Consider the following 11,961-nt stretch of genomic DNA (forward strand, 5'->3'; position numbering starts at 1 on the left):
TAGAAATGGAAAAGGCTGTTCCTGCAAAAGATCGATTATTAAAGTCAGGTAAAAATTGGATGGGCGGAGAGACAAGAGGGAAAACCCTTGTAATTTTATGCGCTGTTATTATGATATCTGCAACCATTGCCATTACCATTTTTTTAGGCACAAAAGGACTTCAATCCTTCATAAAAAACGGTGTTAGCCTTGTAGAGTTCATTACTAGTAAAAATTGGAATCCTACGAATCAAGCTAACCCTGAATATGGAACATTACCGTTCATTTTCGGATCATTCGCTGTTACCTTTCTTTCAGCTTTGGTAGCAGCACCATTAGGTATAGGCGGAGCTATATTTATGACGGAAATTGCTCCATCCTGGGGAAGAAAAATTTTACAGCCTGTGATTGAATTATTAGTTGGAATCCCATCTGTTGTTTACGGATTTATTGGACTTTCAGTATTAGTTCCATTTATCAGGGAGAATGTAGGTGGACTGGGGTTTAGCTTACTTTCAGGAACCATTGTCTTGTCGGTTATGATTTTACCTACGGTAACAACCATTGCAACAGATTCGATGAGTTCTTTGCCCAAGACACTGAGAGAAGGATCTTATGCGCTTGGTGCAACCCGATGGCAAACCATCCGAAAAGTGCTGATTCCTGCAGCATTACCAACGCTTCTTACGGCTATTGTTTTAGGGATGGCGAGAGCATTTGGTGAGGCTTTAGCTGTACAGATGGTTATTGGAAACGTAAAGGATCTGCCATCAAGCCTTTTAGATGCTTCTGCAACCCTAACAACCATTATTACATTAAATATGGGTCATACTACTTATGGAAGTGTAGAAAATAATACACTTTGGTCGATGGGATTAATTTTATTAATCATGTCGTTCGCTTTTATTCTCCTCATCCGTTACCTATCTTCAAGGAGGAAGGTGTAATGAATACCAAAACAAATGATCGTATAGCATCCGCTATCTTCTATTTCATAGCACTTATTATCATTTTGGTCCTAGTTGGATTATTTTACTATATTTTGGTCAACGGATTAAAAAACATATCCCTTAATTTCTTAACCTCTCCATCAAGCAACGTAATGGCTGGCGGGGGAATCAGGGACCAATTATTTAACTCGTTTTATGTTCTCTTTATTACGATGCTGATTGCCGCACCTCTAGGTATAGGCGGAGGAATTTATATGGCAGAGTATTCTAAACCAGGTAAGGTAACCGATATTATCCGTTCTTGTGTAGAAGTTTTAGCATCCCTCCCTTCCATTGTTATTGGAATGTTTGGTCTTCTCATGTTCGTTAATTTAACAGGATGGGGCTATACAATCTTAGGAGGAGCACTGGCATTAACTGTCTTCAATTTACCAGTGATTGTACGTGTAAGTGAGGATGCCATTCGTTCGGTTCCAAGAGAGTTAAAAGAGGCTAGTCTTGCTTTAGGTATTACGCATTGGCATACGATTAAAACAGTGATTTTACCAAGTGCATTTCCAACCATCTTAACTGGTATTATCCTTGCAGCAGGGCGTGTGTTTGGTGAAGCGGCTGCATTATTATTCACGGCAGGTTTGTCTACACCACGCCTTGATTACGCCAACTGGAATCCATTTTCTGCAACCTCCCCATTAAATATTTTTCGGCCAGCGGAAACTTTAGCCGTTCATATATGGTCTGTTAATACACAAGGCTTAATTCCAGATGTAGAAGAAGTATCAAGCGGTGCAGCAGCCGTGTTAGTATTATCAGTATTAATCTTTAATTTGTTAGCAAGATGGATAGGAAGTATGATTCATCGGAAAATCACAGCAACTAAATAAAAAGCAGGTGATCAGGCATGGTAACGGCAACAAGTGAAAGACCTGTTGAAACGATTCGAAATAATGACAACCACCAAAAAAATAATATATTAAAAGTTAATAACTTGGAAATTTTCTATGGGGAAAAGCGAGCTGTAAATGGTATTTCGATGGATATTGAAAAGAATTCTGTTACAGCACTAATCGGCCCATCAGGCTGCGGGAAGTCCACTTTTTTACGCAGTATTAATAGAATGAATGATCTAATCCCTGGCGCAAGGGCAGAAGGAGAAATTATTTATGAGGACTTAAATATTTTATCAGACCAAATAAATGTAGTCGCTTTGCGAAAAGAAATTGGCATGGTATTTCAAAAACCGAATCCCTTTCCAAAATCCATTTATGAAAATATAACCCATGCCTTAAAGTTTGCAGGAATCAGAAAGAAAAGCGAATTAGACAAGATTGTAGAGGTAAGTCTTCAAAAGGCAGCATTGTGGGAAGAAGTTAAGGATCGGTTACACAAATCAGCCCTATCCCTTTCAGGAGGGCAGCAGCAACGGCTTTGCATAGCCAGAACGATTGCGATGAAACCAACCGTTATGCTGCTGGATGAGCCGTCTTCCGCTCTTGATCCGATCTCTAATGCAAAGGTGGAAGACTTAATCGTGGAATTAAAAAAGGACTATTCGATAATTATCGTTACTCATAATATGCAGCAAGCATCACGTATTTCCGATAAAACAGCTTTCTTCTTAAGTGGTGACTTGATTGAATATGACCTTACGGAGAAAATATTTACTAATCCTTCTGTGAAAAAAACCGAAGAATATATTTCAGGAAGGTTCGGGTAAGGGGGAGCAATATGTCTAACATAACGGTACATAGACAGGTCTTTCAAATAAATGATTTGAATCTATGGTACGGAGAGCATCATGCCTTAAAAAGTATTAACTTTCCTATTAACAAAAAGGAAGTAACTGCCATTATTGGACCTTCTGGCTGTGGAAAGTCAACCTTCATTAAAACTTTGAACTTGATGATTAATTATGTTCCAAACGTAAGGATGACGGGCGAAATCAATTATAATGGACAAAATATTTTAAATGAAAAGATGGATCTTGTAGAATTGCGAAAAAATGTAGGGATGGTTTTTCAAAAGGGAAATCCTTTTCCACAATCGATCTTTGATAATGTGGCATATGGACCAAGAATACATGGCATTAAAAGAAGAACTCATCTTGAGGAAATCGTCACTAAATCCTTAATGGATGTCGCACTTTGGGATGAAGTAAAAGACCGATTAGATGCGCCAGCACTAGGACTTTCCGGAGGACAGCAACAGCGGTTGTGCATTGCCAGGGCACTTGCGACAAAACCGGATGTTTTGCTAATGGACGAACCGACATCCGCACTTGATCCCATTTCAACCTTAAAAATTGAACAACTAATTTTAGAGCTGAAAGAAAAATATACGATCGTCATTGTGACACATAATATGCAGCAAGCCTCAAGGGTATCAGACCAAACCGCATTCTTTTTAATGGGAGAATTAATTGAACTTGATGATACCTCAAAGATATTCTCAAACCCGAAGGATGAACGTACAGAAGGATATATTACAGGTAGATTTGGTTAATAGGAGTGAACAGGATGAATACAAGATTCAATTTTGATACTAATTTAAAACAGTTAAAAGAGATGCTGATCGAGATGGCTCGGAAATCGGAACAGGCTATTAAAGAGAGTATTAACACACTCATCCAACAAGATATTGAAAAAGCCAACAAAATTATTGAAAATGATACGATTATTGATGAACTTGAACATGAAATAAACAATAAGGCCATTATATTAATTGCAAAGGAGTCTCCAGTGGCAGGTGACTTAAGAAAAATTATAGTTGCGTTAAAAATCTCTTCTGAGGTTGAGCGTATCGCCGATAATGCCGTTAACATTGCAAAATCCACCTTACATATTGGTAAGGAAAAACTGATTAAGGAAATTGTCGACATCCCTAAAATGATGGATCTTGCGTTAGACATGTTAAGTGATTCACTAAATGCTTTCTTAACAGAGGATGTAGAACTTGCAAGAAAATGTGCAGAAAAAGATGATAAAGTCGATGAAATGTATGGAAGCTTAATTAAGGAATTACTGGGGTATATAGAGAAATATCCAGCTCATATAAATCAAATTACACAATTAGCTTTCGTATGTAGATATATTGAAAGGTTAGCGGATCATTCCACCAATATCGCTGAACATGTTATTTACCTTGTAACAGGAGAACGTTATGATTTAAATGCATAACATAATCAAATATACCAGGATTGTTGAAGGGCTGCCAGTTCCAAATAAATGAGGAAGGCAGCCTTTTTATGTTTTAATTAATTTTTTGGCTCTTCCAATTTATAGCCAATTCCTCTAAATGTTTTAATATAAACTGGCCTTTTTGTTTCCTCTTTAAGTTTTTCTCTTAAACGGGATATATGTACATCCACGATTCTAGTATCGCTAGAAAACTCATTTTTCCACACAGCATTGAGCAATTCATCCCGACTTTGAACACGGCCTCTATTTCTCGCTAGAAAAAGAAGCAATTCAAATTCTTTTAAGGTTAGTTCTATGAGATCCCCCTTGAAGTATGCTTCAAATTTTTTAGGATAAATAAATAATTCACCTATGACTATTTTTGTCTCTTCAAATTTATTGTCAACGGCTGTTTCTGATTGAACTTGAGTTCTTCTTAAAATGGCCTTTATTCTGGCTATAACCTCTCTCGGGCTAAATGGTTTAACCATATAGTCATCAGCACCTAACTCAAGGCCCAGTAGTTTATCAATTTCTTCATCTTTAGCAGTGAGCATTAAAATAGGTGTCATGATTTGTTTTTGCCGAAGCTGTTTACACACCTCCATACCATCTAACTTTGGGAGCATTAAATCTAGTAGGATGAAATCCGGTGATTCCGTTTCCGCAAGTCTTTTTCCCTCTTCACCATCCAATGCAGTCAAAATTTCAAAACCCGCCTGCTTCAAATTATATTGAAGCAAATCAATTATTGATGGTTCGTCATCGATCACAAGTATTTTATTTCTCATAGCAATCCCCCATTACACAAGTACCAATTTCCTATGTATAGAAAACTAAAAATCTTGTAAGTTATTTTAAATAACTTGGACCGTTAAGGAGAGGTCTATATTAATGATAATTTTAGTTTCAGTTTTTTACAATTTAATCAAAGGAAACTTTACAAGGAATTAACGTAAATTTACGTATCCTTAACAAACTAACAACCCTAGATTAATATTTTTTTTATTTAATAGATATGTAAACAAAAAGTACGAGATTCTAGGGGGAGAACAATGGGGAAAAAACGTTTTAGCAAAAAAGTGACTACAATTGCATTAGGGCTAGCATTAACCATTCCAGCTTTAACACCTGCTGCAGCTGCAGGAAATGGTCATGTTACTATTGATTCTGTAAAGTTTAACGGGATGGAAGCACCGAAAACCATTGACCAAATGGTTCAGACTTATACAAAAGCTTCTATGGACGTAAAATATAGTAATGGAGTAGTGAAAAACTTCCCACTTTCTTATAAGAGGCTTTTTAAATCTGAAGATAAAGTTGCGACAAATAAAGGAACTTTAATCCCAGCAGGCACACCTATTGATGTAAATGGTGATCCAATCATGGATACCAGTGTCGAGGGAAAACCAACCTATTTTGTTTCAGATGCCCCTGATTCTAATAGTTTATTGAACCCAATTAAAGGACAGCTTTATATGGTGACTCACTACGAATATCAAACCATCGATGCCGCTGGTAAGTCAGCATATGGAATTGTTCCAGCGTCCATGTCATTATCTAAATTAGAACAAGATGACAAAACGGGGGAATTAACACCTACAGAGGTTAAAAAAATTGATTTTTCAAGTGTGAATGGACTTTGGATTCCTTGTAACGGATCCCTTTCACCATGGAATACACACTTAGGATCTGAAGAGTATGAGCCTGATGCTCGCAGTTTCGAATTAAATCCAAGTTCCTCTGCAAGAACTTCAGTTGAAAGCTTTGCTAAGCTTTATTTTGGAGATAAGTCTAAGGCCAATCCATATTTCTATGGCTTTGTTCCTGAAATTAAGGTAGACAAAGACGGAGAATCTTCGGTGTCTAAACATTATAGTATTGGACGTTTCTCTCATGAGTTAATGAAGATGATGCCAGATAATCGGACTGCATTCTTTGGTGACGATGGCTCTTATACAACAATGTTTATGTATGTTGCTGACGAAGCAAAAAATCTGACAGCGGGTACACTTTATGCAGCGAAATTCCATCAAACGGGCACAGAAAATGGCGGGTCTGGTAACCTGGAATGGATTAAACTTGGTCATTCGACAGATAAAGAAGTCAAAGATATCATCGACAGCGGTGTTAAGTTCAGTGATATTTTCGAAACTTCAGATGTTCCAAAAGAAGGCTTTAAAGCCATTAAGCAATATTCGTATGGAAAAACAGAATACCTAAAATTAAAGCCTGGTATGGAAAAGGCTGCAGCTTTCTTAGAGTCTCGCCGTTATGCAGCATTACTTGGAGCGACATCTGAATTTAATAAAATGGAAGGTGTAACCTTAAACGAAAAGGATAAAAAAGTGTATATTGCTATTTCCGATCAAAGTAACGGTATGCTCGAAAATGCTGCCGATCCAGTTGATGATATTAAACTTCCAAAAATTAAATCAGGTGTAACATATCAATTAGATTTAACAGATGGACAAAAGGACAGCACTGGCCAAAAGATTAATAGTAAATATGTGGCGGCTAGTATGTCTGGTTTAATTGCCGGTGAAGATATGCCAACTGCTGACGAGTATGGAAATACAGCAAATGTAAATAAAGTAGCCAATACGGATAATTTAAGCTACTCAGAAGCATTAAGAACCTTATTTATCGGGGAAGATAGTGGAATGCATACCAATAACTTTGTCTGGGCATATAATGTCGATACAAAGGAACTTACTAGAATCTTATCGGTTCCAGCCGGAGCGGAAGCAACAGGTTTGTTTGCTGCGGATAACCGAAATGGCTTCTCTTACATCATGAGCAATTTCCAACATCCTGGTGATGAATTAGAAGGTAAGAAAATTACAGCAGTAGATAAAACTGAATTAGAACAAGCGATGGAAAAAGAAATAGGAATTGATCGTACGGGTGGAGTAGGCTATATTTCGGGACTTCCTTCTTTAGAAGACTTGCAAAATGCTAATCGTGATGTAAAAAGCGACTTGAAATAATAAATAACAGCTAAAAGTTTACAATTAAACTCCGATAACCAATGGTTACCGGAGTTTGTTATTAAATGGCCGTAAACTTTACTATTCACAAGCTAAGGAAAAGTTGTTCACAGTGGTTGCAATCAAACTCTTCTGATACAAACTTTGACCAAATCTTTCTCTCTGAGCTTCCAGAAGACATTTACAGTTCCGCCAGGGTTGTTGATATCAGGTCTTGTGCCCATGTTCTGTACAAAGGAACTTGCTTGACATAGGATATCAGCACCTACGATAACAAAGTCTGTAACTTCTCCTTCGTCAGCATCCTCACGGTCAATCACACATTGGAATGATCTTTCATCGAATCTCACTGTACCAGGGGTTTGAGTGCCATCAGCCGCAACCGCAGTATAGGTGATTTCTTTAATTACTTTACCACAGATAACTACTTTTTCAGGACAAACAGCTTCAATAGCGGCTTCAACATCAATTGCTGTAATTTCCACAGTGCCTTCAAGTGCTGGTGGAACTAATTGAGTAAGAAACTCAACAGTTGCAACACAGCAGGTTTGCGGATTTGGAATTGGGCATTGAGTTGTAGTAGTTGTTGTGGATGTAGTGGATGTGGTAGTTGTAGTAGTTGTTGTAGTAGTCGTTCCTACGACAATTTGTTGTCCACCTATGGCTGCGGGGACTCCAAACCCCGGATTACCTTGGACATTATTGGTAGCTAAAATGCCCAGAAAAGATGGAAAACTGTTAAATACTTGATGCCAACAGCAAATATCAAGAGCATCGGTAATGCCAATAGCCATACCGGCAGCAGTTGGGGCAATATTATCATATTGGTTGACGGTAGTAACAACAAACGTTCCCACTATTGTTAAATAGCCGTAAGGTAAGGAAGTCGGAGCAAAATCGGATGAAAAGCCGAGAAGACCTCCTCCACCGTTTACAAATGCTGCGAAATCTGCAGCTCTCGCAGTCAGAGCATCGTTTTCAGCTGCCGTTAATCCTCCTGAAGGCGTGTTGTTCACATCGCTGACAACCGCGAGCATTGCAAAACCTGCAAAGGATTGAGCTGCAATGTTTGCTGCACCGTTGACATATGTCACAGTCACTCCAGTACCTGAAGATATTGCATTCCAAAACGCTGTGACCTGATCTGGGGTAGTAGTATCCTTTCCACCACCGATTACTAAAATACCTGAACCACCATTCGATACATTAGATAAAATGTCATTCACTACACTTATATAGTTTGCAATCGGACCGTGCCCGCCAACACCACCGTCTTCTGCATCAATTCCCATTAATATAATTGGACCTCCAACCATCTATGAACCTCCTTGTATTTTAAATATGAAATAGCAAAAGTACTGAACTCTAAACCGAAATAAACTTCGTACAATCATACAATATGTACAAGTAATTTATTTGGTATAGGGTAGCAGCTGAAATAAAATAAAATGGTTAGAAATACCAAGAACGACGATTACTTTTCAGATGGTTTGCAGTAGGGAGGTAAAAAAATAACCTTGATGTTTGAAGGTTATAACTGAGGGTTCCTATAGGGAGTTAATGAATTTGTTTAATACCAGATAAACGAATAGAATGCATTACTTGTTTTTCATCTTTTAATGAAAGGAGTTGTTCCTTGAGATTTAGACAATATACACTCCCTTTAAGTGTCTTTAGTGCACCCTTATTATAATAATCAATGGTAATCATTCCACCTTGAGCTAACTTTTGTAAGAACATTTTAGATCCTCCTAATTAGTAATGAACTGCACAAATCACATTATACGAATCGAATTTTAAGAGATGATGAAGCAATTGTTAAAGAATTATTAATCTTTTAATTACGAATTGAATATACCCATTAACTGCAGAAAGTAAACCCGAAAAGTGCTAGTCCAATAGTAGTGGTTAATTAGTCAGAATTTTTTTAATATATTTTTTACACTTATTAATGAGAGATTTACGATGCGGCAATAAGAGATTAATAAAACAAGAGTAGTCTATTCATGTACAAAAGAAAGGGGACGAGAGGTATGTTAAAAAAACTTAGAAAAAAGAAAAAGCTGATTGCTGGACTTACATTAAGTACGATGCTGCTTGGTTCAGCCGGGGCATATGCTGCCCAAGAAAGTGGTTTTGGAAGCAATCTAGTGGGTGAACAAGCTGATGGTTCAGTACAAACACCCGTGAACCAATTGATCACACCAGCTGGAAAGCAAATTGAATTTGGCGGCAACCCGATTACCGTTGCGGTTAATCCTAATGGAAAAACAGCTGTAACAATGGTTGGCCGTAACAATTACGGCGGCAAGGGAATTAATGTAGTTGACCTTACTACAGGAAAACTGACGCTTAAAGATTTAGACTTAGGCCTTTCAACTATGTGGGGATTAGCTTATTCAAAGGATGGAAGTCAGCTATATGCAACTGGCTCTAAGAGCGGAAAGGGTAAAGTAGTCGTCATGTCTGTTGGCACAGACGGAACCCCAGCTATTCAAAAGACTTACACCCTGCCAAATGCAGCTCCAGGCGGAAATATCAACCCTCTTGATTTAAACATTGGACCACAAGGCCAGCTTTTAGTAGCTCTTAATCGTGACAACAGCCTTGGTGTGATTGATCCTCAAACAGGCGCATTGACAGCTAAAATTGCGGTAGATAATGCTCCAACAAGTGTTTTAGTTGATGGAAATACAGCTTACGTGACTAACCAGGGCGGTAGGAAAGCGAAAGCTGGAGATACAACGGTTGACTCTTCGGGAACACAAGTGGTTGTAGATCCAAAGACAGGTGCTACATCTACAGGTACTGTTTCGGTAATCGACCTGACTACAAATACCGTTACAAAAACAATCGATGTTGGCGTACAGCCGGAACGTATGACCCAGTCAGGCCAATACATATTTGTAACCAATACGAACAGTGATACCATTTCGGTTATTGACTCTAAAACAAATACAGTAGTACAAACAATTGACATTGAACCATATCCGGATGCTCATAAAGGTGCTGCACCAAACGCTGTCAAGGTAGTAGATAATAAATTAATGGTCAGCCTTGGCCGCGATAATGCCATTGCAGTTTATGACTGGCAGGGACCGGATAAGACTCCTGAACTTCAAGGTCTCTTACCAACAGGCTGGTTCCCGGTTGATATTGCCGTGGATTCCGAAAATAAAAATTTAGTAGTTGCGAATGCAGATGGTATAGGTTCACGCGGCCCCGCACGTGATTTAACTATTCAAGGGATTAAGGTATCGGGACACTCATCCTATGCTCAAATTGGGTCATTATCATTGATTCCATTCCCTTCAACAGAAGATCTTGTTAAAGGAACAAAGCAGGTATATTCAAATAACAACTGGTATGGCATAAAGAATCGAAATGCGGAGCCACGAAATAACAAGAAACCAGTTGCAATGCCAGAGCGTATTGGTGAGCCATCCACAATTAAACATGTATTCTACATTATTAAAGAGAATCGTACGTATGATCAGGTACTTGGTGACTTAGGAAAGGGTAATGGAGAAGTAGCATTAACACAGTTCCCAAAAACTGTTACACCGAACTTCCATAAATTGGCCGAAACCTATCCGCTTTTAGATAATTTTTATGTTTCCGGTATTCAGTCAGCAAGTGGACACCAATGGGTCATGCAGGGTACAAATACAGACTATGAGGATAAAGAAACTGATACAGCTAACATCCGAAGCTATCCGGGCGGAGCGGGAGACCCAATGGCATATGCCCCTACAGGACATTTATGGGATCAAGCCATTAAGCAAGGCGTATCGGTAGAGAATTTTGGCGAAGACACGACTGATTTTACAGGTACGGCACCTCGTGGAACTTGGACTGATTGGTATAATGACTATCTAATCCTATCAGGTCAAAAGCAAGGCGATCTGCACGTTCCAATTGGCAACTACGAGGCGAAATATGACATTCCGTCGCTTGGGCCAATTACACATAAACCGTTCCCTACATTCGATATGGGCATTCCGGACCAGTACCGTTTTGAAATTTTCAAGCGTCAGTTTGAACAACACGTAAAGAATGATGATTTACCGGCATTGAACACGTTGTGGGTCACGAATGACCACACAAACGGTACCGCTACTGGGTCTCCTACACCACAGGCAATGGTAGCGGACAACGATCTGGCGGTCGGTAAAATTGTCGATCTTATTTCTCACAGTAAGTATTGGAAGGACTCAGTGATCATCGTTACCGAGGATGATGCTCAAAATGGTCTTGACCACGTTGATGGTCACCGTGAGCCGGCGTTTGTAATCAGCCCATGGGTGAAAAAAGGCGTGACTAACAGCCATTATTGGACAGTTATTAACATGGTTCGCAGTATTGAGCAGATTTTGGGGCTTCAGCCAATGAATCAAAACGATGCAGCAGCGGAACCAATGAGTGAAATTTTTACAAATGAACCAGACTTTACACCATATACCGTGGAACAAAACCAAATTCCACTTGACACCATAAATGGCCAGCCAAATTCAAATACAGCAGCACTGGCTAATACAGAAAAGGTGACACCGGAGGCACAGGAACTCTCGAAAAAATGGACAGAGTGGTCCAATAAGAACAAAGAAAAGTTAGTAGGCAGAAATGCCTCACCGGATGAGACCAACGCTAATATGCTGAATCATGCCGTTTGGTATGCAACAAAAGGCTTTGATAAGCCATATCCAGGTGAGAAAAAGGTTCATACACCTGAAGAGGTAGAGAAGCAGCCTGAAAGCTTTGCTCCATCACCTGCTGACAATGATTAAGATTACTAGTTTAATAGTTTCTTAATTTGCTTTTGAAGTATAACTAATAGCTACCCAAGTGGGTAGCTATTGTTATAAA

General features: G+C 38.8%; 10 protein-coding genes. 7 read left to right on the forward strand and 3 right to left on the reverse strand.

The genetic code is table 11. From position 1 onward, the window contains the following. The first annotated feature begins 59 nt into the window (after nucleotides 1–59). The 5 genes from pstC to phoU are packed head-to-tail and all read left to right on the forward strand — an operon-like array spanning nucleotide 60 to nucleotide 4,105. A complete protein-coding gene (pstC, locus tag CVD27_RS10030; protein ID WP_374703063.1) occupies nucleotides 60–926 on the forward strand; it encodes a phosphate ABC transporter permease subunit PstC in 867 nt (288 codons plus the stop codon). Beyond that, entirely contained in the window at nucleotides 926–1,813 is an 888-nt protein-coding gene (gene pstA / locus CVD27_RS10035; RefSeq protein WP_101647772.1) for a phosphate ABC transporter permease PstA, read from the forward strand. The genes pstC and pstA overlap by 1 nt, the downstream gene beginning before the upstream one ends. A gap of 17 nt (nucleotides 1,814–1,830) precedes the next feature. Beyond that, nucleotides 1,831–2,646 (forward strand): phosphate ABC transporter ATP-binding protein PstB, encoded by an 816-nt coding sequence (pstB, locus tag CVD27_RS10040; protein WP_101647773.1) that lies wholly within the window; start codon nucleotides 1,831–1,833, stop codon nucleotides 2,644–2,646. Nucleotides 2,647–2,657: 11 nt separating this feature from the next. Then, entirely contained in the window at nucleotides 2,658–3,431 is a 774-nt protein-coding gene (pstB, locus tag CVD27_RS10045) for a phosphate ABC transporter ATP-binding protein PstB (protein ID WP_101647774.1), read from the forward strand. A 14-nt stretch (nucleotides 3,432–3,445) separates the two neighbouring features. Further along, nucleotides 3,446–4,105: a phosphate signaling complex protein PhoU gene (gene phoU, locus CVD27_RS10050; RefSeq protein WP_101647775.1), complete on the forward strand. Its 660-nt coding sequence runs from the start codon at nucleotides 3,446–3,448 to the stop codon at nucleotides 4,103–4,105. Nucleotides 4,106–4,182: 77 nt separating this feature from the next. Here the strand turns inward: phoU and CVD27_RS10055 are convergent, their stop codons facing one another. Next, the gene (locus tag CVD27_RS10055) at nucleotides 4,183–4,896 is read right to left on the reverse strand and encodes a response regulator transcription factor (protein WP_101647776.1); all 714 of its coding nucleotides are present in this window, start codon (nucleotides 4,894–4,896) and stop codon (nucleotides 4,183–4,185) included. A 264-nt stretch (nucleotides 4,897–5,160) separates the two neighbouring features. Here CVD27_RS10055 and CVD27_RS10060 point away from each other — a divergent pair, with 264 nt between their 5' ends. Continuing rightward, nucleotides 5,161–7,095, forward strand: a complete 1,935-nt coding sequence (locus CVD27_RS10060) for a PhoX family protein (RefSeq protein ID WP_101647777.1) — start codon at nucleotides 5,161–5,163, stop codon at nucleotides 7,093–7,095. A gap of 122 nt (nucleotides 7,096–7,217) precedes the next feature. Here CVD27_RS10060 and CVD27_RS10065 read toward each other — a convergent pair whose 3' ends face one another. Both CVD27_RS10065 and CVD27_RS10070 read right to left on the reverse strand, forming a co-directional pair. Continuing rightward, nucleotides 7,218–8,411 carry a hypothetical protein gene (locus tag CVD27_RS10065; protein ID WP_101647778.1) on the reverse strand — a complete coding sequence of 398 codons (1,194 nt, stop codon included), beginning with the start codon at nucleotides 8,409–8,411 and terminating at the stop codon, nucleotides 7,218–7,220. Between the two features lie 241 nt (nucleotides 8,412–8,652). After that, the gene (locus tag CVD27_RS10070) at nucleotides 8,653–8,835 is read right to left on the reverse strand and encodes a hypothetical protein (protein ID WP_101647779.1); all 183 of its coding nucleotides are present in this window, start codon (nucleotides 8,833–8,835) and stop codon (nucleotides 8,653–8,655) included. Between the two features lie 293 nt (nucleotides 8,836–9,128). Between CVD27_RS10070 and CVD27_RS10075 the strand changes: the two genes are divergently transcribed. Further along, entirely contained in the window at nucleotides 9,129–11,882 is a 2,754-nt protein-coding gene (locus CVD27_RS10075; RefSeq protein ID WP_101647780.1) for a bifunctional YncE family protein/alkaline phosphatase family protein, read from the forward strand. Nucleotides 11,883–11,961: the final 79 nt, after the last annotated feature.

This window comes from Neobacillus cucumis, assembly GCF_002860255.1.
GTDB classification, from domain to species: domain Bacteria; phylum Bacillota; class Bacilli; order Bacillales; family Cytobacillaceae; genus Neobacillus; species Neobacillus cucumis_A.